This window comes from Streptomyces cellostaticus (assembly GCF_001513965.1).
GTDB classification, from domain to species: Bacteria; Actinomycetota; Actinomycetes; order Streptomycetales; family Streptomycetaceae; genus Streptomyces; species Streptomyces cellostaticus.
On sequence record NZ_KQ948038.1, the window covers coordinates 97,288 to 118,839 of the forward strand.

The window sequence follows — 21,552 nt, forward strand, 5'->3', positions numbered from 1 at the left end:
CGAGAAATCGTCCGGTACCCAGAGCGGACTGGAACGGAAGGCCGCCGTCGCGTGAGTACAGTCCACCAGCCAGACCTCAAGGACCGCCCCGCGCGGCTCACTGTCGGCGTCGTCGGCGCCGGTCGGGTGGGCCCCGCCCTGGCCGCGTCCCTGCAACTCGCCGGGCATCGGCCGGTGGCCGTCTCCGGAGTCTCCGACGCCTCCCGCAGGCGCGCCGAGGCGATGCTCCCCGACGTTCCGCTGGTGCCGCCGGCCGAGGTCCTCGAGCGTGCCGACCTCGTCCTGCTCACCGTCCCGGACGACGCCCTGCCCGGCCTGGTCACCGGCCTCGCCGAGACCGGCGCCGTACGGCCGGGACAACTGCTCGTGCACACCTCCGGACGCTACGGCGCAAAGGTCCTCGACCCCGCCCTGCGCGCGGGCGCGCTGCCGCTGGCCCTGCACCCGGCGATGACCTTCACCGGCACCCCCGTGGACGTCCAGCGCCTGGCAGGCTGCTCCTTCGGCGTCACCGCGCCCGAGGAACTGCGCCTCGCCGCCGAGGCCCTGGTCATCGAGATGGGCGGCGAACCGGAGTGGATCAGCGAGGAGAACCGCCCGCTGTACCACGCGGCCCTCGCCCTCGGCGCCAACCACCTCGTGACCCTGGTCGCCCAGTCCATGGAGCTGCTGCGCACGGCAGGCGTGGCGGCCCCCGACCGGATGCTCGGCCCGCTGCTCGGCGCCGCCCTGGACAACGCCCTGCGCTCGGGCGACGCGGCGCTCACCGGCCCCGTCGCGCGCGGGGACGCGGGCACGGTCGCCGCGCACGTCACCGAGCTGCGCAAACACGCCCCGCAGACCGTCGCGGGCTACCTGGCGATGGCCCGCGCGACCGCCGACCGGGCCCTCGCCCACGGCCTGCTGAAGCCGGAACTCGCCGAGGACCTGCTCGGCGTGCTGGCCGACGGATCCGACGGCACCAACGGCACCAACGGCACCGAGGGGAACGCCTGATGACCACCGCCCTGCTGAGCACCGCCGAAGAGCTGCACGCACGCGTGCGCCACGGCCGCCGTGCCGTCGTGATGACCATGGGCGCCCTGCACGAAGGCCACGCCACGCTGATCCGCAGCGCGCGCGAGATCGCCGGCCCAGGCGGCGAGGTCGTCGTCACCGTCTTCGTCAATCCGCTGCAGTTCGGCGCCGGCGAGGACCTGGACCGCTACCCGCGCACCCTCGAGGCCGACCTGAAGCTCGCCGAGCAGGCGGGCGCCGACGCCGTGTTCGCGCCCGCCGTGGACGAGGTCTACCCCGGTGGCGAACCCCAGGTGCGGATCACCGCGGGCCCCATGGGCGAGCGCCTGGAGGGCGCCTCGCGGCCCGGCCACTTTGACGGCATGCTCACCGTCGTCGCCAAGCTGCTGCACCTCACCCGCCCCGACGCGGCCCTGTTCGGCCAGAAGGACGCCCAGCAGCTGGCCCTGATCCGGCGCATGGTGCGGGACCTGAACTTCGGCGTCGAGATCGTCGCCGTACCGACCGTGCGCGAGGAGGACGGGCTCGCCCTCTCCAGCCGCAACCGCTACCTCTCGCCCGACGAGCGCCGCAGCGCACTCGCCCTGTCCCGCGCCCTGTTCGCCGGCCGCGACCGGCACGCCGCGCAGGAGGCGCTGCGCGCGCGGGCCCGTGAAGTGCCCTCCACGCACGCGCGTGCCGAGGCGCTGAGCGCCATAGGCGAGTCCCGCGCGGCGGCCGACGCACACGCCGTGGCCACGGCCGCGCCCGGCGGCCCGGCGGCCGTCCGTGCGGCCGCCCGCCAAGTCCTGGACGAGGCAGCCCGCGTCGACCCGCCGCTGCGGCTGGACTACCTCGCCCTGGTGGACCCGTCCGACTTCACCGAGATCGGCGACGGCTTCACCGGTGAAGCCGTCCTCGCCGTCGCCGCCCGGGTCGGCACCACCCGGCTGATCGACAACCTCCCTCTCACCTTCGGATCCCTCGGAGCCGCCTCGTGACCAGCACAGGCATACGACTGCACGCACCCGCCCCCGGGTGGTCCATCTCCGCGGACGTGGTCATCGTCGGTTCCGGCGTGGCCGGCCTGACCGCCGCCCTCCGCTGCGAGGCGGCAGGCCTGACGACGGTCGTGGTCACCAAGGCACGCCTGGACGACGGCTCCACCCGCTGGGCGCAGGGCGGCGTCGCGGCCGCCCTCGGCGAGGGCGACACCCCCGAACAGCACCTCGAGGACACCCTGGTGGCGGGCGCGGGCCTGTGCGACGAGGAGGCCGTACGGATCCTCGTCACCGAGGGACCCGACGCCGTACGGAGGCTGATCTCCACCGGCGCCCACTTCGACACCGACGACGAGGGCGGCATCCACCTCACCCGCGAGGGCGGCCACCACCGGCGCCGGATCGCGCACGCGGGCGGCGACGCGACCGGCGCGGAGGTCTCCCGGGCGCTCGTGGAGGCCGTCCACGCGCGTGGGCTGCACACGATCGAGAACGCGCTCGTGCTGGACCTGCTGACCGACGCCGACGGCCGCACGGCGGGCGTCACCCTGCACGTGATGGGCGAGGGCCAGCACGACGGCGTGGGCGCCGTGCACGCCCCCGCGGTCGTCCTCGCGACCGGCGGCATGGGCCAGGTGTTCTCCGCGACCACCAACCCGTCCGTGGCCACCGGCGACGGCGTGGCGCTGGCGCTGCGCGCGGGCGCCGAGGTGAGTGACCTGGAGTTCGTCCAGTTCCACCCGACCGTGCTCTTCCTCGGCCCGGACGCCGAAGGCCAGCAGCCGCTGGTCTCCGAGGCGGTGCGCGGCGAGGGCGCCCACCTGGTCGACGGGGACGGCGTGCGCTTCATGGTCGGCCAGCACGAGCTGGCGGAGCTGGCACCGCGGGACATCGTCGCCAAGGGCATCCTGCGGCGGATGCTGGAGCAGGACGCCGAGCACATGTTCCTCGACGCCCGGCACTTCGGCGCCGCCATGTGGGAGCACCGCTTCCCGACCATCCTGGCCGCCTGCCGCGCCAACGGCATCGACCCGGTCACCGAGCCCATCCCGATCGCCCCGGCCGCCCACCACGCCTCCGGAGGCGTGCGCACCGACGCGCAGGGGCGTACGACCGTCCCCGGGCTGTACGCGTGCGGCGAGGTCGCCTGCACCGGCGTGCACGGCGCGAACCGGCTCGCCTCCAACTCCCTCCTCGAAGGCCTCGTCTACGCCGAGCGGATCGCCGCCGACATCGCCTCGGCCCACGCCGGAAACGGCCTCCACGCGCGCGTGCCCGAGCCGGTCCCGCACCCCGAGAAGCCCGCCTACCCGCTGCTCGCCCCCGAGGCCCGCTTCGCCATCCAGCGGATCATGACCGAGGGCGCGGGCGTGCTCCGTTCGGCGGACGCTCTGGAGAAGGCCGCGGACCAGCTCCAGCGGCTGCACACCGAGGCCCGCGACGCCCTGGAGGAGAACGGCAAGACCGCCGAGCCCGGCGTCGACACCTGGGAGGCCACCAACCTCCTGTGCGTGGCCCGCGTCCTGGTCGCCGCAGCCCGGCTGCGCGAGGAGACCCGCGGCTGCCACTGGCGCGAGGACCGCGCCGAGCGCGACGACACGCAGTGGCGGCGCCACATCGTGGTACGGCTCAATCCCGACCGGTCCCTGGCCGTACACACCACGGACACCGCAGACTTCCCCCCTACCCGGCAGACCCAGCGCCCCCAGGAGCAGTGAACAAGTGAGCACCGACGACCTTCCCCTCGCCCCGACCGGCGGCTGCGGTGACGGCTGCGCCTGCGGCGCCGAGGGTGACGAGGAGTACCTGGAGAGCGGCCTCGACCCCGCGCTCGCCGAGCTGCTGGCCGCTGCGGGGCTCGACCCCATCGAGGTCGAGGACATCGCCAACGTCGCCATCCAGGAGGACCTGGCCGGCGGCGTGGACGTGACGACCGTCGCGACCATCCCCGAGGAGGCGGTGGCCACCGGCGACTTCGCCGCGCGTGAGGCCGGCGTGGTGGCCGGACTCAGGGTCGCCGAGGCCGTGCTCTCCGTGGTCTGCACGGACGAGTTCGAGGTCGAGCGGCACGTCGAGGACGGCGACCGCGTCGAGGCCGGGCAGAAGCTGCTCTCGGTCACCACGCGCACGCGTGACCTGCTCACCGCCGAGCGCAGCGCCCTCAACATCCTGTGCCGTCTGTCCGGTATCGCGACCGCCACGCGCGCGTGGGCGGACGCGCTGGAGGGCACCAAGGCACACGTGCGGGACACCCGCAAGACGACGCCGGGGCTGCGGTCTCTGGAGAAGTTCGCCGTGCGCTGCGGCGGGGGCGTCAACCACCGCATGTCGCTCTCCGACGCGGCCCTGGTGAAGGACAACCACGTGGTCGCCGCCGGCGGCGTCGCACAGGCCTTCAAGGCCGTCCGGGAGAACTTCCCCGAGGTGCCGATCGAGGTCGAGGTCGACACCCTGCACCAGCTGCGCGAGGTCGTCGACGCGGGCGCCGACCTGATCCTGCTGGACAACTTCACGCCCGACGAGTGCGCGGAGGCCGTCGGGATCGTCGGCGGACGGGCGCTGCTGGAGGCCTCCGGCCGGCTCACGCTCGACACCGCGCGCATCTACGCCGACACCGGCGTGGACTTCCTGGCCGTCGGCGCCCTCACCCACTCCTCGCCGATCCTCGACATCGGCCTGGACCTGCGCGAGGCGGAGTAACGGCCATGCTGCTCACGATCGACGTCGGTAACACGCACACCGTGCTCGGCCTGTTCGACGGCGAGGACATCGTCGAGCACTGGCGCATCTCCACGGACGCGCGCCGCACGGCGGACGAGCTGGCGGTGCTGCTGCAGGGCCTGATGGGCATGCACCCGCTGCTCGGCGAGGAGCTGGGCGACGGCATCGACGGCATCGCGATCTGCGCGACCGTGCCGTCGGTGCTGCACGAGCTGCGCGAGGTCACCCGGCGGTACTACGGCGATGTGCCGGCCGTCCTGGTCGAGCCGGGCGTGAAGACCGGCGTGCCGATCCTCACCGACAACCCCAAGGAGGTCGGGGCGGACCGGATCATCAACGCGGTGGCCGCCGTCGAGCTGTACGGCGGTCCGGCGATCGTCGTGGACTTCGGTACGGCGACGACGTTCGACGCGGTCTCCGCGCGCGGGGAGTACGTCGGCGGGGTCATCGCGCCCGGTATCGAGATCTCCGTGGAGGCGCTCGGCGTCAAGGGTGCGCAGCTGCGCAAGATCGAGGTGGCCCGGCCGCGCAGTGTGATCGGCAAGAACACGGTGGAGGCCATGCAGGCGGGCATCGTGTACGGGTTCGCCGGGCAGGTCGACGGAGTCGTCAGCAGGATGGCGCGGGAGCTGGCCGACGATCCGGACGACGTGACGGTGATCGCCACGGGCGGTCTCGCGCCGATGGTGCTGGGGGAGTCCTCGGTGATCGACGAGCACCAGCCGTGGCTGACGCTGATCGGGCTGCGCCTGGTGTACGAGCGGAACGTGTCGCGCATGTGAGGGGACCGGCGCCCGCGCGGGCGCCGGTTTTCGCTGTCGCCGCGCGCGTGTGGCCCCGGTCGAGGGAAACCCGGAAACGACACGCGACGACACAACATTCCGATCCGTAACTTTTGTCCGATTAGCGGTAGCGTCGCCGCATGCCCACGCCATACGGATCCCGCGGCGGCATGGCGTTCGGCGCGGAGGAGCTGCGTGTGCTCCGCCGCGCCCTCGCCCTCGCCCTTCACCCCGGCCGAGCGTCCGCCGAGGACATCAAGGACTGCTTCCGCCTCGCCGAGTCCCTCGACGAGGCGATGCGCGAGGGGGCCCGGCTGCGCGCCTTCCTGGTGGCCGACCTCGGCCGGTACCGCGCCGCCCTGCCAGGGACCGCTGCCGATTACCTCGCGCTCCTGGAGGAGGCGCTGGGCGCCGGACACCGGCCGACTCCGGACGACCTCGCAGCACTGCGGGCGCTGCGCGGGAACCCCATGGCGGCCGCTCTGCTGGACCGCTGTCAGGTGCTCGCCGAGCAGGACGTACGGGCACGCTTCGCCCAGGGTGCGCGCAAGGTCCCCGCCCCCGCCGTACCCCCCTCCCGGACGCGCCTGCTGGCCCTTCCCGGCGGCGCGGACAGCGCCCCGGCCGTCCAGCCCCAGGGTCCGGAGAAACCCGCCCAGAAGCCCTCCCAGGACCCCACGGGCAAGCCCGCCCCGAAACCCGTCCGCCCCCCGTCCGAACCCCCCGCCACGCAACCGTCCGCCCCGAAGCGCCCCATCCCCACCCCGGGCGAGGTCTTCCCGCCCCGCAGGCGTCCCGGACCGCCGGCCAATCCCCCCGAAACACAGCAACTGGCGGCCGGCTGAGCGGATTGCCGCGGGCGCTGCCACGGACCCGGGCCGCCTCGCTCGCACTTGGGGTATCGGCCTGGGCGGGTGGCACGAAAGTCCGGGCGGACGGCGCGGCCGGCCGAACGGGGACGACCCCGGACCTGGGGCCGCCTCGTGCGCACCCGGGCACGCGCCCCGGGTGAGCGGCGCGGAGGTCTGGGCGGACGGCATCGATGGCTGAGCGCTGGGCCGCCTCGTTCGCACTCGGGGTATCAGCCCGGGCAGGCGGCGTGGAGGTCTGGGCGGACGGTGTGGACGGCTTGGCCGGCCGAACGGGGATGGTCCAGGGCCTGGGGCTGCCTCGTTCGCGCCCGGGTGCGCGGCGGGGATGTCAGGGCGGCCTGCGCGGACGGCTGGGCGGGCGCTGTCCTGGATCCGGGTCGCTTGGCTTGCGCCTGGGGTGTCGGGCTGGGCAGGTGGTGGGGGTGTCTGGGTGGCCTGTGTGGACGGCTGGGCGGGCGCTGTCCTGGATCCGGGTCGCTTGGCTTGCGCCTGGGGTGTCGGGCTGGGCAGGTGGTGGGGGTGTCTGGGTGGCCTGTGTGGACGGCTGGGCGGGCGCTGTCCTGGACCCCGGCCGTCTGCCGCGTACCCCGTGGAGGTCTGGGCGGACAACGCGGACTACCGGGCAGACGCTGCACCGGACCTGGCCGCCTCGCTTGCACCCGGGGTATCACCCGGGCAGATGGCGGGCTGTCTGGGCGCATGGTGGGGGCGGCGGGGCCGTGCCGAACGGGGATGGGCCCGGGCCTGGAGCCGCCTCGGGCGCACCCGGGCACGCGCCCCCGGGTGAGTGCGTGGGGCGTCTGGGAGGGCGGCGTCGAGGGGCGGGCGGGCATTGCCGCAGGCCCGGTGCCTCATCCGTGGGCGGTGCCCTGGTTCGCCCACCCCGCCCTATTCGCCCGGGGCCCCGTGGCTACCCTGGAGGCATGGACTACGTCTCCGCGCTCGTGCCTCCGGTCGTCATGGCCGTGTTCTTCATCGGTCTGGTCAGGGTGATCGTGAAGACCCAGGGCGGGGCCGCCAAGGCCAAGGAGGACGCGGCCGTCGACGCCGCCCTCGCGCGCGCGGAGCGTGCGCAGCAGGCCCCGGCCGGCGGCGACGCCTGAGCTCTTCGCCTGCCGAACGCCTGTCGCGGCGTACGACTCCCCGCACCCCGGTGCTTTCCGAGTCGTACGCCCTTTTTGTTCGCTTTTGTAGCCTAAGTGCACGTCTGGCACGCCATTGTCGGGATCTCCCACTATTGTTCTGAGTTGTGCCTCGCCCATTGGGAGAACTCGAAGACGCGGTCATGACGCGGGTCTGGAAGTGGAACCGCCCGGTGACCGTTCGAGAAGTCCTGGAAGACCTCCAGCAGGAACGGTCCATCGCGTACACCACCGTGATGACCGTTTTGGACAATCTCCATCAGAAGGGCTGGGTGCGCCGTGAGGCGGAAGGACGTGCCTATCGATATGAGGCCGTCTCGACTCGAGCCGCCTACGCCGCTGCCCTGATGAACGACGCCTGGTCGCAGAGCGACAACCCCGCCGCCGCTCTCGTCGCCTTCTTCGGGATGATGAGCGAGGAACAGCGCCTCGCCCTCAGGGACGCCGTACGCATCGTCCAGGGGCCGGAAACGCAGGAAGCCGCTCAAGCCTCGCAAGAGGAGAACCCCGGCTCGGCTGGGGATGCCGACGAGCGATAGCGTCCGCTCATGTCAGCAGAGCGTCCCGAAGTCACCGCAAAAGCCATCACCGTCCGGCGGGCCCGGACCAGCGATGTCCCGGCCGTGCGCCGGCTCCTCGACGCCTACGTCCGCGACCGCATCCTGCTCGACAAAGCCACGGTCACGCTTTACGAGGACATCCAGGAGTTCTGGGTCGCGGAACGCGACGACAACGCCGAGGTGGTCGGCTGCGGCGCGCTGCACGTCATGTGGGAAGACCTCGCGGAAGTCCGCACTCTCGCGGTGAAGCCCGGCCTCAAGGGCGCCGGCGTCGGTCACCAGTTGCTGGAGAAGTTGGTGGAGACCGCGCGCTGGCTCGGCGTTCGACGCGTTTTCTGCCTGACCTTCGAAGTGGACTTCTTCGGGAAGCACGGCTTCGTGGAGATCGGTGAGACGCCGGTTGACACCGATGTCTACGCGGAGCTGTTGCGTTCCTATGACGAGGGCGTCGCGGAGTTCCTCGGTCTCGAACGAGTGAAACCGAACACCTTGGGCAACAGCCGGATGCTTCTGCATCTGTGATCGTCATTGCCCGGGTGGCCTATGTCCGAAACGCGCATGTTTCCGGGCCGAGGCGGGTCCCCTGATCTCTCCCAGGGGTTTGTGTTTTTCCGGCAAAAGCGGTTTGCTTTCCGACGTACTGCAGTACTGCATATAACAGGGACGGCGAAACGGCGGACGCCGCACACCCCCTGCCCTCACGTTATCGATGAAAGGAAATCCGGTGGCACAGAAGGTTCAGGTCCTTCTTGTCGACGACCTCGACGGCGGCGAGGCGGACGAGACCGTGACGTTCGCGTTGGACGGCAAGACGTACGAGATCGATCTCACGACCGCCAATGCGGACAAGCTGCGCGGCCTTCTCGACCCCTATCTGAAGGGCGGTCGTCGTACCGGAGGCCGTGCTTCGGGCGGGCGCGGAAAGGCGCGTGCCGCTTCCGGTGGCAGCCAGGACACCGCGGCGATCCGCGCCTGGGCGAAGGAGAACGGTTACGAGGTCAACGACCGCGGCCGTGTTCCCGCGTCCATTCGCGAGGCCTACGAGAAGGCCAACGGCTGATTTCTCCGGCAGGCGGGCGAAGGGGCGCTCGCGCGCCGCAGCCGGACGCGGTGGCACTGGGCTGCCACCGTGTCCACCAGTCGTACGAGATCGGGGGTGCCCCCCAGGCCCTCCATGGCCGGCAGTGCCGGCAGCGAGGCCTCGACCTCGCACCCCGGCGAAGGGGGTCGCAGCCATACAGCGGCCCCCTCAGCGGCATCGGCGCCGTCCCCGGCGCAGGCCCGCCCGGGCAGCAGTGGCGCCTGCATCAGGCCGCCCGTGCCCAGGGCTCGCAGATCGAGCGCCAGCGCGCCCCACTCCAGCCAGTCCAGCACCTCCGGCAGCTCCTCCGCGCTGCCCGCGGCCACCAGCAGCCGCATCCGGTCACCGCGCCGGGCCACCGGAGAGTCCGGTACGAGATGCCGGAGCGCTGCGGCGCCCGCCTCGGCCGGCACGTCCAGCACGTCGAACCGCACCCCCGTGACCAGCCGCAGCGGCCGTCCGGGCACGGTCGGCCAGCCCAGATCGTTCTCGTACCAGTGCCGGGCCCGGACATCCGGATCGGGCCGGCCGTCCGGGCCGTCCGGGCGGGCGGGCGTCTCCGGATCGACGGGGCGGCGAGGAAGGGGGACCGTGGAGGTCATGGAGACCGTGCCAGCCATGCCAAGTGCAACCGCCGAAGCAGGCCACAGGTTACGCTGGGTGTTCTGTCGAACGCACAGAGTGCCCACGAGGGGGGCGTGCGGGGGCCCGGGGAGGCGCAAGGTTGTTCGCCCATAGCGGAGGGAACCGGTGCGCGCGGCATGGAGTGTCAGTCCCTGCGGGTAAGACATGCCTAGTGGGAGGGGGCGACGCGCAGAACGGGACGTCTCACGTTCGCCATCGGCGTAGTGGCGAGTGGGGTAACTGCCTGGCCTGCGGGAACATCGTCTCGCACCATCGGGTTGGAGCAGATGTCGGCGTTCGGGGTCAGGAGGCCAAGGACGGTGTCGGCAGTTGGAATGAGCGGTCCCCGCTTGCGGGACTAAGCTGCGGAAGGACAGGGAGGGGAAGTTCCCCCCACTGCCTGACCGCTCTGAGGAGCGATTAACGATGTTCGAGAGGTTCACCGACCGCGCGCGGCGGGTTGTCGTCCTGGCTCAGGAAGAAGCCCGGATGCTCAACCACAACTACATCGGCACCGAGCACATCCTCCTGGGTCTCATCCACGAGGGCGAAGGTGTCGCCGCTAAGGCCCTGGAGAGCCTCGGCATTTCGCTTGAGGCGGTCCGCCAGCAGGTGGAGGAGATCATCGGCCAGGGCCAGCAGGCCCCGTCCGGGCACATCCCCTTCACCCCCCGTGCCAAGAAGGTCCTGGAGCTGTCGCTCCGCGAGGCCCTTCAGCTGGGCCACAACTACATCGGCACGGAGCACATCCTGCTCGGCCTGATCCGCGAGGGCGAGGGCGTCGCCGCCCAGGTCCTGGTCAAGCTGGGCGCAGACCTCAACCGGGTGCGGCAGCAGGTCATCCAGCTGCTCTCCGGTTACCAGCAGGGCAAGGAGGCTGCCACCGCCGGCGGTCCCGCCGAGGGCACCCCCTCGACGTCCCTGGTCCTCGACCAGTTCGGCCGGAACCTCACCCAGGCCGCTCGTGAGTCCAAGCTCGACCCGGTCATCGGGCGCGAGAAGGAGATCGAGCGGGTCATGCAGGTGCTGTCCCGCCGCACCAAGAACAACCCGGTGCTGATCGGTGAGCCCGGCGTCGGCAAGACTGCCGTCGTCGAGGGCCTCGCCCAGGCCATCGTCAAGGGCGAGGTGCCCGAGACCCTCAAGGACAAGCACCTCTACACGCTGGACCTCGGCGCCCTGGTTGCCGGCTCCCGCTACCGCGGTGACTTCGAGGAGCGCCTGAAGAAGGTGCTCAAGGAGATCCGCACCCGCGGCGACATCATCCTGTTCATCGACGAGCTGCACACGCTGGTCGGTGCGGGTGCCGCCGAGGGCGCCATCGACGCCGCTTCGATCCTGAAGCCGATGCTGGCCCGCGGTGAGCTGCAGACCATCGGTGCGACCACGCTGGACGAGTACCGCAAGCACCTGGAGAAGGACGCGGCCCTGGAGCGCCGCTTCCAGCCCATCCAGGTCGCCGAGCCGTCCCTGCCGCACACGATCGAGATCCTCAAGGGTCTGCGTGACCGGTACGAGGCCCACCACCGCGTCTCCATCACGGACGAGGCCCTGGTCCAGGCCGCCACCCTGGCCGACCGCTACATCTCGGACCGCTTCCTGCCGGACAAGGCGATCGACCTGATCGACGAGGCCGGATCGAGGATGCGCATCCGCCGGATGACCGCTCCGCCGGACCTGCGCGAGTTCGACGAGAAGATCGCCGCCGTCCGCCGGGACAAGGAGTCCGCGATCGACTCGCAGGACTTCGAGAAGGCCGCCTCCCTGCGCGACAAGGAGAAGCAGCTCCTGGCCGCCAAGGCCAAGCGGGAGAAGGAGTGGAAGGCCGGCGACATGGACGTCGTCGCCGAGGTCGACGGCGAGCTGATCGCCGAGGTCCTCGCCACGGCCACCGGCATCCCGGTCTTCAAGCTGACCGAGGAGGAGTCCTCCCGTCTGCTGCGCATGGAGGACGAGCTCCACAAGCGCGTCATCGGCCAGGTCGACGCCGTCAAGGCGCTGTCGAAGGCGATCCGTCGTACGCGTGCCGGTCTGAAGGACCCGAAGCGTCCCGGTGGCTCGTTCATCTTCGCCGGCCCGTCCGGTGTCGGTAAGACCGAGCTGTCCAAGGCGCTCGCCGAGTTCCTCTTCGGCGACGAGGACGCGCTGATCTCCCTCGACATGTCGGAGTTCAGCGAGAAGCACACGGTCTCGCGTCTCTTCGGTTCGCCCCCCGGATACGTGGGCTACGAAGAGGGCGGTCAGCTGACGGAGAAGGTGCGGCGCAAGCCGTTCTCGGTGGTCCTTTTCGACGAGGTCGAGAAGGCGCACCCCGACATCTTCAACTCGCTGCTGCAGATCCTGGAGGACGGTCGTCTGACCGACTCCCAGGGCCGGGTCGTGGACTTCAAGAACACGGTCATCATCATGACGACCAACCTCGGCACCCGGGACATCTCCAAGGGCTTCAACCTGGGCTTCGCGGCCTCGGGTGACACGAAGACCAACTACGAGCGCATGAAGAACAAGGTGTCGGACGAGCTCAAGCAGCACTTCCGCCCCGAGTTCCTCAACCGCGTCGACGACGTGGTCGTCTTCCCGCAGCTGACCCAGGAGGACATCCTGCGGATCGTCGACCTGATGGTCGGCAAGGTGGACGAGCGCCTCAAGGACCGGGACATGGGCATCGAGCTCTCCCAGTCCGCCAAGGAGCTGCTGTCCAAGAAGGGTTACGACCCGGTGCTGGGCGCGCGTCCGCTGCGCCGCACGATCCAGCGCGAGATCGAGGACACGCTCTCGGAGAAGATCCTCTTCGGCGAGCTGCGCCCCGGTCACATCGTGGTCGTGGACACCGAGGGCGAGGGCGAGTCCCAGACCTTCACCTTCCGGGGTGAGGAGAAGTCCGCACTGCCGGACGTTCCGCCGATCGAGCAGGCGGCCGGTGGGGCGGGGCCCAACCTGAGCAAGGACGCGTAAGCCTTACGGCGACGCCATGAGGGGCCGGTGCTTTCGGGCACCGGCCCCCTTCTGCGTTTTCAGCGGTCCAAGGTGACTTCCGCATCCGGGAACAGCCCCGCGAAGCGAGAGACCGGGAACGAAGCACCGGGCCGGTTGTGCAGGATCACCGAGCGCAGCCCGGGCAACCGGGGGACCAAGGCGGCGAGATCCTCGGCACCGTACATGGCGGCCACCCGCAGAATCTCGATGCCGGGGAGTTCAGGCATCAGCTCGATGGAGTGCAGGAAATCCCGGATGATCGTCGCGTTCAGATACAGGTGGTTCAACTGGGGCAGGTCGGCGACCTCCTGCCAGTCGGCGACTGTCAGCTCCGTGGTCAACGGACCAAGGCTGAGCCGCTGCAGCGTGCTCCAGTGCCGCAGTCCCCGCAGCCCCGTACTGTCGGTGCTTTTGCTCCCCAGGAAGAGGAACTCCAATGGTGCGTCGACCGGGAGCACGCGGGTGAGCGTGGAGCCCGGCAGTTCCTGACTCAGAGAGAGACTGGTGAGTGACCGCAAGGACCGCAGCCCGCTCATGTCGGCGATACCGTCGAAGACGAGGCCGTCGAGCGGCAGCGCGGACAACCGCTCCAGGCCCGTCACGGAAGGACATTCGCTCAGCCACAACCGACGGAGCGAGCTGAACGGCGTCAGAACGGCCAGATCGGTGATGGTCGGGTTGCTTCGCAGATCGAGCGAGTGCAGCGTCCCGGGGGCCGGCAGGGCGGCCAGGATGTCCTCGATGTGATGCGGGCCCCGGAAAGAGACCTCGGGCCACGGACGCATCCCGGCGAGGGCCGCGCGCTGGTCGGGCGAGTCGCAGGGGAGGATGAGGTGCGCCCGGTCAAGATGGTCCAGTACCTCGGCTGCGTAGGTCAGGGTGTCGAACCGGCTCCAGGTTCCGGCCAGTTGACGCCGCACGTCGAAGCCCGGATGGTCCCGGAAGCGTCGTAGCACGGCCAGCGCTCCGTCCGGTTCCTCCGCCCCGAGGACCGAGGCGGTGACCGTGACGCCCTGTGCCTCCTCGTCCGTGAGCCCGTCCGGCCCTGGCAACAGCTCCAGCACCAACGGCCCCGCGTCCGCCAGGGTCTTGGCGTCCTCCGTCGTACGTGGCGGAATCAGCGCCGCGGCTCGGGCCTCCACCTCCAGCCGGACCTTCGGTTCCAAGGCCGCCGTATGTTCAAGGCATGCCAGCGCCAGCAGAGTGAGCCGAGGCGTGTTCCGAACCAGCAGCTCCCCCAGCATCCAGGCGCGCTCACCGGGCCGGGCATGGGCCACCGCCATCCGGATGACGTCTTCCCATTGCGTGTCGTCGCCGTGGCTGACGAGGACCTGGAGGTGGCCCTCCTCCACCGCGTAGCGCGCTGCCAGGTAGTCCTGGAAGGTGCGGTGCACGAAGTCCACCACGCCCTCGGCCGGTTGGCGCAGCAGCCCGCTCCGCAGCAGTAGTGTCCGAAGAACCGCCGCCGCGTCCCCCTGCGCCGATACGACTGTCGGCAGACACCGCTCCACAATCCCTTCGGCGGTACCGGCGTCCATCTCGGTACGGCCGCTCAGCACCAGTGCATAGGCCAGCCGCTGCAACAGCTCCAGCTGCACTTCCTCACCGAGCTCGACACCCATCCCCCGCTCCCGGTCCCGCCGGGCAAGCAGCATCGTGAGGGCAGCGTCGTACAACTCCTTGCGGCCGGTGGGGAGGTAGCCCCGCCGCTCGCGGTGCAGCGCGCAGATCAGGCCGCACATCAACGGGTTGGTGGCCAGCCTGGCCAAGTCCCGCTTGGTGCGCAGCGCGTCCAGCAGCGGGCCTTCGTACTCGGGCACCTGCGCCGCCTCGTGCCAGCGCCGTACGAACGTCGTCACCTCGGAGCGGCGCATCGGGGCCAGGGACAGTTCCCGGAAGCCCTCCTGGGCCAGCCAGTCGGGCCGTACGGCCGTGGGGCGGGAGGTCAGGAGCCAGTGGTTGCCGGGGTAGGCCTGGAGCAGGGAGCGCAGCCAGTCGCGGGTGCGGTGGCGGTCGGCGGCCGGGATCTCGTCCAGGCCGTCCACCAGGACCAGGCCGCGGCCCGCCGCCAGGACGCGTTCGGCCCAGCCCTCGGGCGGGGTCAGCGGGCAGCTCACCGCCTTGAGGAAGTCGGCCGGGGTCGGGAGCCGGCCCGTGCGGATCAGAGTGCGCAACGGGAGGACGTACGGGATGCGGTCGCCGACCCGGGCCGCCGTCACCGCCAGCCACTGCACCAGGGTCGTCTTGCCGGAGCCCGCGTCGCCGCGCAGCAGGACGCGGGAGTCGGTGACCAGCGCCTCCTCGGCGGGCAGCCGGCCTGTGGCGGCGGGCGGGCGCTCGCCCGGCAGCGCCTCAGGTAAAGCCTCCTGCGCGGCGGTCGCCTCCAGGCTCAGATAGGCCACTTCGAGGGGCCAGCGGTCCGGGGAGTCGCGCAGGTCGATGCCGTAGATGGTGATGTGGTTGTGCTGCTGGGCGACGTACGGGAGGTAGCGGCGCTCGAAGGCGGTGTCGCGGGCGTCGGGGCGCGGGATGCGCGCGATCAGCTCGTCCACCTTGGCGATCAGTTCTGCCTGCCCACGGCTCTGTTCGACGAGCGTGCGGGCTACGAAGGAGGAGCGCCGGGTGAAGAACTCCAGGATCTGCAGGCAGGCCCACTCCGTCGCGGAGTCGAGGAAGAGGGAGGCGTCCCTGGAAAGGCCGTTGCCGAAGACGAAGTCGGCTTGGTGCAGCTGCCTGGCCAGCTCGCGGTGGCCCAGGCGTACGGCCTGCACGTCGTCCATGTTCAGGTCGCCGAGTGCGAGCAGCCTGCGGGCCAGGGCGTCGGCGACGGCGGACTGTTCGTCGGCGGGAAAGGGGGCCTCGCCCGGGGAGTCCACCGCCTGGGCCACCAGCCGCCCGGCCAGCCGGTGGACGTCCTTCTCGGTCAGGGTGCGCTTCTCACCCCGGAACGACACGAGCGTGGACAAACGCACCGGTTTGTCCACCAGCCCCGCACCCGGCCCGTCCGCCACGAACAGCTTCTTCACCAGCGGCCCGATCAGGCTGGACACCAGCTTGCTGCCCAGTACGGCCGGCTCCATCCGCCACCCCCGTAGTCGCAGGAACAGACGGAGCCTAACCGCAGGTCCGAGTTGCCGTCAGGACAACTGCCCGTTGTAGTCCGGCAGTTTGAACGTCTTCTCGGCATGCCCGCCCGAGAGGTCCGTCGCGCTGTTGCCGATGTTCGCGATGATCGCGTAGCCCTGGTTCTCGATGCCGACGCGCTGGGCGGTCTTGTAGGCGGCGACGTCCTTGAAGAGGTCGAAGAAGCCGCGGACGTAGAGGCCGGAGACGTCGTAGCCGTCGTGCTCGAGGTTGTACTCGGTGGGCCAGTAGATGATGCCCGGGCGAGCGGTGACGAAGAAGAGGGAGACGCCGTGCTCCTGGGCGTAGCGGGCGACGTTCAGGACGGGCTTGTTGGCCGGCTGCGGGTAGCTGAAGCCGAAGTCGGTCTCCAGCGTGGTGTTGTCGATGTCGAAGACGATCGCCTGCTTCTCGCCGGGCTCGGCGGCGGCGATGCGGTCCTTGAGGTACGGCAGGGCCTGGTCCATCACCGTCTGGCAGTCCTTCTGCCAGGTCGCGTAGTCGACCGTGGTGGAGGTGCTGCTGGTCGTGGTCGCCGCCTCGGCCGGGGTGGCGAGCGCGGCGAGCGCGGCCACGGTGACGGCGGTGGCGGATATTCGGTGCGCCCAGGGGCCTCTGGTCATCGGTGGGGGTCCTCTCACGTCCGTACGCTGCACGGCCTGAAACAGTCGAATGTCAGGGGCATGATCTGTGGCGAGGGTGGCGTGAGGGGAACCGTAGGGTTACTGAACGGTAGGCGCCTAGGGGTGTGCGTCACATTTCTCCGGGCGGTGGTTTAGGAAGTCGGCGGTGAGCCGGTGATATGCCGCACAGGCGATGTGGCCATTACTAACCCGGATAGTCGACCTCTTATGCGGGCAAAAAGGGACTTTCGTTCCCGGGCTTTGTGTGAAATGCCGACGTCGGCCGGGCTGATGCCCGCGCGGTGGACCCTCTGTCAAGAAGTGGGTCGTTTTGTACTCATCTACTAGTCCATGCCGTAGATAGTGGGCATTGAGGCGGGATGGGGTGGGGGGTTACCAATGACTGGCCCTCCGGCGAACGTCCCTGCGCCGGGTGGCGGTTCTGTCCCCGAAACCACGAGGTCTCGATGTTCCAGCGCGCCACGTCCCGTTCTTCCCGTACGTCCTCGCTCCGTACCCGCGTGACCGTCCTGGCCGCCGGGGTGGGCGCCACGGCCGTGCTGGGGGCCGGGGTCGCGAGCGCCGCCGCGCCGTCCGCCGCCTCCTGGGTCGACCCGGTGAAGAAGTACACGCTCTCGGCCAGCTTCATGCAGGCCGGCAGCCACTGGGTCGCCAAACACAGCGGCCAGGACTTCGCCGTGCCGACCGGCACCGAGGTCGTCGCCGCGCACGGCGGTACCGTCGTCAAGGCCGGCCCGAACGGCGCCGGTGACGGCCCCGCGTACGGCAACGCCGTCGTCATCAAGCACGGCAACGGCACCTACTCGCAGTACGCGCACCTGTCCCGGATCGACGTCAAGGCCGGCCAGATCGTCAAGACCGGCCAGCACGTCGCCCTTTCGGGCAGCACCGGCAACTCCACCGGCCCGCACCTGCACTTCGAGATCCGCACGACCCCGAACTACGGCTCCGCCGTCGACCCGGTCGCCTTCCTGCGCGCCCAGGGCGTGACCGTCTGAGTCAGCCCCGCTTACGGGCGCCCTCGTGCGCCTGTGTGACGAGGTCCAAGGCGACTTCGAGAACGGCCTCGCGCTTCTTCTCGGAGTCGCCTTCCAGGTCCTGCATCACGAACATCCCGGCGTGCAGCGTGAACATGGCGCTGATGCAGCGGACCTGTTCGACGAGTGGTGCCTCGGGGTCGATGATGATGTCCCTGAGGCCGCGCATCCGGTCCTTGAAGGCTTCGCCGATGCGCAGTTCCCGTACCGTCGCCTGGTTCTCCTGCATGAACCGGAAGAGCGGCTCGGCGCCGCCCAGTGCCTGGCTGTAGCGCCGGATGATCTCCTGCTTGGTCTCCAGGGTGTGCGGCTGCTCCCTGCCCCACTCGATCAGGTCCTCGATCGGTTTCGTCAGGTCCTCGAAGAGGCTGACGATGATCTCTTCCTTCGTCTTGAAGTGGTAGTAAAGGGCCGCTTTCGTGACGTCGAGACGCTCGGCGATCTCCCGCAGGGAGGTCTTCTCGTAGCCCTGCTCGGCGAAGAGTTCGAGCGCCACGTCCTGGATGCGCTGGCGGGTGTTGCCGCGGCGCTGCTGCTTGGTGCCGTCCATGGTGACGCCCATCCTCGTACTCCTCGCGCTCCCGCGGAAACTTACTTGACGCCCGGCTAGTGACAGGTCTACCTTCCCAGTGTAGTGGGAACTAGCCGGGCGGCAAGTAAGTTGAGTCGTCAGGGGGAGTGGGAGAGATGGCGGACACGGATGCGGCCGTGACGGGCCAGGGGATGCCGGACCAGCAGGAGAAACAGCCGAAGAGCGTACGCGTGGTCCTGCTCGCGCTCATGATCGCGATGATGCTCGCGATGCTCGACAACATGATCGTGGGTACGGCGATGCCGACGATCGTGGGTGAGCTGGGCGGCCTGGAGCACCTGTCCTGGGTGGTGACCGGGTACACCCTGGCGACCGCGGCCTCGACCCCGATCTGGGGCAAGCTCGGTGACATGTACGGGCGCAAGGGCGCCTTCCTCACCTCGATCGTGATCTTCCTGGTCGGCTCCGCGCTGAGCGGCATGGCCCAGAACATGGGGCAGCTGATCGGGTTCCGGGCCGTTCAGGGGCTCGGCGCCGGCGGTCTGATGGTCGGTGTCATGGCGATCATCGGCGACCTGATCCCGCCGCGGGAGCGCGGCAAGTACACGGGCATGATGTCCGGTGTCATGGCGCTGGCGATGATCGGCGGCCCGCTGGTCGGCGGCACCATCACCGACAACTGGGGCTGGCGCTGGTCCTTCTACATCAACCTGCCGCTCGGCGCGGTCGCGCTCGCGCTGGTCAGCGCCGTGCTGCACCTGCCGAAGAAGCGGGCCAAGGTCGGCATCGACTATCTCGGCGTCGTGCTGCTGACGGTCGGCATCACCTCCATCGTGCTCGTCACCACCTGGGGCGGCTCCGAGTACGCCTGGACCTCCGCGCGGATCATGGAGCTGATCGGCATCGGCGTCGCCACGCTGGTCGGGTTCGTGTTCTGGCAGACCAAGGCCGCCGAGCCGGTGCTGCCGCTGCACATCTTCAGGAGCCTCAACTTCACCCTGATGTCGGTCATCGGCTTCATCACCGGCTTCGTGATGTTCGGCGCCACGCTCTACCTGCCGCTGTACCAGCAGTCGGTGCAGGGCGCCTCCGCGACCAACTCCGGCCTGCTGCTCCTGCCGATGCTCGGCGCGATGCTGGTGACCTCGATGATCGCCGGGCGGGTCACCACCAACAGCGGCCGCTACAAGGTCTTCCCGATCGTCGGCGGTGCCCTGATGATCGTCGGGCTGTACCTGCTGTCGCTCATGGACACCGGTACGACCCGGCTGACCTCCGGCGTCTACATGGCCGTCCTGGGCCTGGGCATGGGCTGCCTGATGCAGATCACCATGCTGGTGGCGCAGAACAGCGTGCAGATGAAGGACATGGGCGTCGCGTCCTCGTCCACGACCCTGTTCCGTACGCTCGGTTCCTCCTTCGGTGTCGCCATCATGGGCGCGCTGTTCAACCACAAGGTCCAGCACGTCATGGCCGAGCGGGCCGGTGCGGTGGGCAAGCACATGACCGAGAAGTCCGCCGCGCTGGACGCGAAGCACCTCAGGATGCTGCCGGCCCCGATGCGGGAGGCGTACCAGCATGCGGTGTCCGCCGGTACGCACGCGGCGTTCCTGCTGGGCGCGGTGATCGCGGTGCTGGTGCTGATCGCGGCGTTGTTCGTGAAGGAGGTTCCGCTGAAGGGCGGTCCCCAGAAGCCGGCGGCTGTGGCCGGCGGTGACGATGCGGTGCCGACGCCGGTGATCGAGGCGGTCTGAGCCGTCCCTGAGCAGAAGGCCCCCCGGCTGGTGTCCGCCCCGGGGGGCCTTCGCCGTGTGCGGGCCGTCTGCCGGGGGCTGCCGTCCGGCGTTCGAGGACGAGGCCGATCAGGCCGGAGCGGACGGGCCGGACCACCTGGACCGGCGCCGATGTCCGTCCCCCGACGACCGGGTACGGCAGCGAGGAGCCGGACTTCGCGAAGGACCGGGCCTGGTCCTCAGCGGCCGGTCGCCAGGGTGGCGCCGCCCGTCGCCTCCAGGACCACGCCGGTCACGAAGTCGTTGGCGGCGAGCATGTGCACGGCGCGGGCGATGTCCTCGGGACGGCCGACGCGGCCCACGGGAGTGCTGGCGGCGAAGCCGTCGAAGAGGGCGCCCCGCTGCTCGGCCGGTACGGCGTCCCACCAGGGCGTGTCGACGACGCCCGGGGAGACCGCGTTGATCCGCAGGGGGGCCAGTTCCACCGCGAGGGGCGGCACCATCGCCTCCAGGGCGCCGTTGATCGCGGCGAGGCCGGCGGTGCCGGGGAGGGCGGCGCGGGCGGAGGCGGCGGTCACCAGGGTGACCGAGCCGCCCGGGCGCAGGGCGGGCAGGGCCGCCTGAAGGACGTTCACGTGCGGCCAGAACTTGCCGTCGAAGCCCGCCGCGAGCTCCGCGAGGTCCAGTTCGGCGAAGGCCCCGCCGCCCTTGGAGCCGCTGAGCGCGAGGACGAGGTGGTCCACGGGTCCGGACCGGTCGAAGAACGCGTCCACGGCAGACCGGTCGGCCGCGTCCAGGCGGTACGTCGACACCTTGCCCTCGATCCGGGCCGCGGCTGCGTCGAGCCGGTCCTGGCCGCGGCCGGTGATGACCACCTCCGCGCCGTCGGCCGCGAAGGAGGCGGCCGTCGCCTCACCGATGCCGGAGCTGCCGCCCATGACGACGACGCGCTGTCCGGCGAGGTGGCTGGTGTTCGGAGTGCTCATGACTGGCTTCTCTCCTGATGCGTCACCGGGTTCCGACCCTTTGTCGAGAACGTCGGTCTCGTTAAAGTGTTACCGAGACCAGTAGTCTCGTCAAGAGGGGTAAATGTGGCAGGGGGAGTCGGAGAGGATGAGCCCGTGGACACGAAAGAACCCGGCACCGCAGGCGCGGCACCCCGCCCGCACACCGGCCGGCGCCGTAACGAGGCGGCCCGCCGGGCGATCCTCGACGCCGCCCTGGAACTGCTCGCCGACGCCGACGGCGCCCCGGTGAGCGTGGAGACCATCGCCCGGGCGGCCGGGGTCGGAAAGCAGACGCTGTACCGCTGGTGGCCGTCGAAGGGTGCCGTACTGCTGGACGCGCTCGCCGACCGCGCGGCGCAGGACGTACCCGCGCCGGACACCGGCACCCTGCGCGGGGATCTGCGCGCGCTGGCGGTGGCCACGTTCGAGGCGTCGCAGCGGCCGCCCGCCGCCCCGGCCCTGCGCACCCTCGTCCGGGAAGCGGCCCGCGCCCCGCATCTGGCGGAGCTGCTGCGGACCTTCACCGAGTCCCGCCGGGCCGCCGTACGCGAGATCCTCGAACGCGGCCGTGACCGGGGCGAACTCCCCGGCGACCGGGACGTCGACCTGCTGGTCGACCAGTTCTACGGCTTCTTCTGGTACCGCTTCCTGCTCGGCCACGCCCCCCTGGACGCGGCCACGGCCGAGCGGCTCGCCGACTCCCTGCTCAGCTGAGCGCTCC

At 70.5% G+C, this 21,552-nt stretch carries 19 protein-coding genes; 14 read left to right on the forward strand and 5 right to left on the reverse strand.

All coding sequences use genetic code 11. The features are described 5' to 3' along the window. Nucleotides 1-51 precede the first annotated feature (51 nt). The 10 genes from AQI88_RS33135 to AQI88_RS33180 all read left to right on the forward strand — a co-directional run bounded on the left by AQI88_RS33135 (nucleotide 52) and on the right by AQI88_RS33180 (nucleotide 9,134). Nucleotides 52-996, forward strand: a complete 945-nt coding sequence (locus AQI88_RS33135; RefSeq protein ID WP_067006295.1) for a Rossmann-like and DUF2520 domain-containing protein — start codon at nucleotides 52-54, stop codon at nucleotides 994-996. Next, nucleotides 996-1,997, forward strand: a complete 1,002-nt coding sequence (panC, locus tag AQI88_RS33140) for a pantoate--beta-alanine ligase (RefSeq protein WP_067006298.1) — start codon at nucleotides 996-998, stop codon at nucleotides 1,995-1,997. The genes AQI88_RS33135 and panC overlap by 1 nt, the downstream gene beginning before the upstream one ends. Then, entirely contained in the window at nucleotides 1,994-3,715 is a 1,722-nt protein-coding gene (locus tag AQI88_RS33145; protein ID WP_067006301.1) for an L-aspartate oxidase, read from the forward strand. Before panC ends, AQI88_RS33145 begins: the two co-directional genes overlap by 4 nt. A 4-nt stretch (nucleotides 3,716-3,719) precedes the next feature. Then, a complete protein-coding gene (nadC, locus tag AQI88_RS33150) occupies nucleotides 3,720-4,697 on the forward strand; it encodes a carboxylating nicotinate-nucleotide diphosphorylase (RefSeq protein ID WP_067006304.1) in 978 nt (325 codons plus the stop codon). Between the two features lie 5 nt (nucleotides 4,698-4,702). Further along, nucleotides 4,703-5,500, forward strand: a complete 798-nt coding sequence (locus AQI88_RS33155) for a type III pantothenate kinase (RefSeq protein ID WP_067006307.1) — start codon at nucleotides 4,703-4,705, stop codon at nucleotides 5,498-5,500. A 170-nt stretch (nucleotides 5,501-5,670) separates the two neighbouring features. Next, the gene (locus AQI88_RS33160) at nucleotides 5,671-6,345 is read left to right on the forward strand and encodes a hypothetical protein (protein WP_067006311.1); all 675 of its coding nucleotides are present in this window, start codon (nucleotides 5,671-5,673) and stop codon (nucleotides 6,343-6,345) included. A 950-nt stretch (nucleotides 6,346-7,295) separates the two neighbouring features. After that, nucleotides 7,296-7,475, forward strand: a complete 180-nt coding sequence (locus tag AQI88_RS33165) for a hypothetical protein (RefSeq protein WP_067006314.1) — start codon at nucleotides 7,296-7,298, stop codon at nucleotides 7,473-7,475. A gap of 182 nt (nucleotides 7,476-7,657) precedes the next feature. Continuing rightward, nucleotides 7,658-8,053: a BlaI/MecI/CopY family transcriptional regulator gene (locus tag AQI88_RS33170; RefSeq protein ID WP_067006317.1), complete on the forward strand. Its 396-nt coding sequence runs from the start codon at nucleotides 7,658-7,660 to the stop codon at nucleotides 8,051-8,053. A gap of 9 nt (nucleotides 8,054-8,062) precedes the next feature. Continuing rightward, nucleotides 8,063-8,596 carry an amino-acid N-acetyltransferase gene (locus AQI88_RS33175; RefSeq protein ID WP_067006320.1) on the forward strand — a complete coding sequence of 178 codons (534 nt, stop codon included), beginning with the start codon at nucleotides 8,063-8,065 and terminating at the stop codon, nucleotides 8,594-8,596. Nucleotides 8,597-8,798: 202 nt separating this feature from the next. Beyond that, nucleotides 8,799-9,134 carry a histone-like nucleoid-structuring protein Lsr2 gene (locus AQI88_RS33180; protein WP_067006323.1) on the forward strand — a complete coding sequence of 112 codons (336 nt, stop codon included), beginning with the start codon at nucleotides 8,799-8,801 and terminating at the stop codon, nucleotides 9,132-9,134. On the opposite strand, the gene AQI88_RS33185 is transcribed toward AQI88_RS33180, so the two are convergent. After that, a complete protein-coding gene (locus tag AQI88_RS33185) occupies nucleotides 9,113-9,775 on the reverse strand; it encodes an SCO3374 family protein (RefSeq protein WP_107118736.1) in 663 nt (220 codons plus the stop codon). The genes AQI88_RS33180 and AQI88_RS33185 overlap by 22 nt on opposite strands. A 430-nt stretch (nucleotides 9,776-10,205) precedes the next feature. On the opposite strand from AQI88_RS33185, the gene AQI88_RS33190 reads away from it, so the two are divergent. Then, the gene (locus AQI88_RS33190; RefSeq protein WP_067006326.1) at nucleotides 10,206-12,734 is read left to right on the forward strand and encodes an ATP-dependent Clp protease ATP-binding subunit; all 2,529 of its coding nucleotides are present in this window, start codon (nucleotides 10,206-10,208) and stop codon (nucleotides 12,732-12,734) included. Between the two features lie 59 nt (nucleotides 12,735-12,793). Here AQI88_RS33190 and AQI88_RS33195 read toward each other — a convergent pair whose 3' ends face one another. Both AQI88_RS33195 and AQI88_RS33200 read right to left on the reverse strand, forming a co-directional pair. Continuing rightward, entirely contained in the window at nucleotides 12,794-15,835 is a 3,042-nt protein-coding gene (locus tag AQI88_RS33195) for an NACHT domain-containing protein (RefSeq protein ID WP_067006329.1), read from the reverse strand. 57 nt (nucleotides 15,836-15,892) lie between these two features. Next, a complete protein-coding gene (locus AQI88_RS33200) occupies nucleotides 15,893-16,501 on the reverse strand; it encodes an HAD family acid phosphatase (RefSeq protein ID WP_067006332.1) in 609 nt (202 codons plus the stop codon). Between the two features lie 467 nt (nucleotides 16,502-16,968). Between AQI88_RS33200 and AQI88_RS33205 the strand changes: the two genes are divergently transcribed. Continuing rightward, the gene (locus AQI88_RS33205) at nucleotides 16,969-17,520 is read left to right on the forward strand and encodes a M23 family metallopeptidase (RefSeq protein ID WP_067006334.1); all 552 of its coding nucleotides are present in this window, start codon (nucleotides 16,969-16,971) and stop codon (nucleotides 17,518-17,520) included. A 1-nt stretch (nucleotide 17,521) separates the two neighbouring features. Here the strand turns inward: AQI88_RS33205 and AQI88_RS33210 are convergent, their stop codons facing one another. Beyond that, on the reverse strand, nucleotides 17,522-18,121 hold the full coding sequence (locus AQI88_RS33210; protein ID WP_067006338.1) for a TetR/AcrR family transcriptional regulator: 600 nt from the start codon (nucleotides 18,119-18,121) through the stop codon (nucleotides 17,522-17,524). Nucleotides 18,122-18,246: 125 nt separating this feature from the next. On the opposite strand from AQI88_RS33210, the gene AQI88_RS33215 reads away from it, so the two are divergent. Further along, nucleotides 18,247-19,845 carry an MDR family MFS transporter gene (locus tag AQI88_RS33215; RefSeq protein WP_079057967.1) on the forward strand — a complete coding sequence of 533 codons (1,599 nt, stop codon included), beginning with the start codon at nucleotides 18,247-18,249 and terminating at the stop codon, nucleotides 19,843-19,845. Between the two features lie 218 nt (nucleotides 19,846-20,063). Here the strand turns inward: AQI88_RS33215 and AQI88_RS33220 are convergent, their stop codons facing one another. Continuing rightward, a complete protein-coding gene (locus tag AQI88_RS33220; RefSeq protein ID WP_067006341.1) occupies nucleotides 20,064-20,810 on the reverse strand; it encodes an SDR family oxidoreductase in 747 nt (248 codons plus the stop codon). A gap of 135 nt (nucleotides 20,811-20,945) precedes the next feature. On the opposite strand from AQI88_RS33220, the gene AQI88_RS33225 reads away from it, so the two are divergent. After that, nucleotides 20,946-21,545, forward strand: coding sequence for a TetR/AcrR family transcriptional regulator (locus AQI88_RS33225; protein WP_067006343.1), 600 nt, complete (start codon nucleotides 20,946-20,948; stop codon nucleotides 21,543-21,545). Nucleotides 21,546-21,552 lie beyond the last annotated feature (7 nt).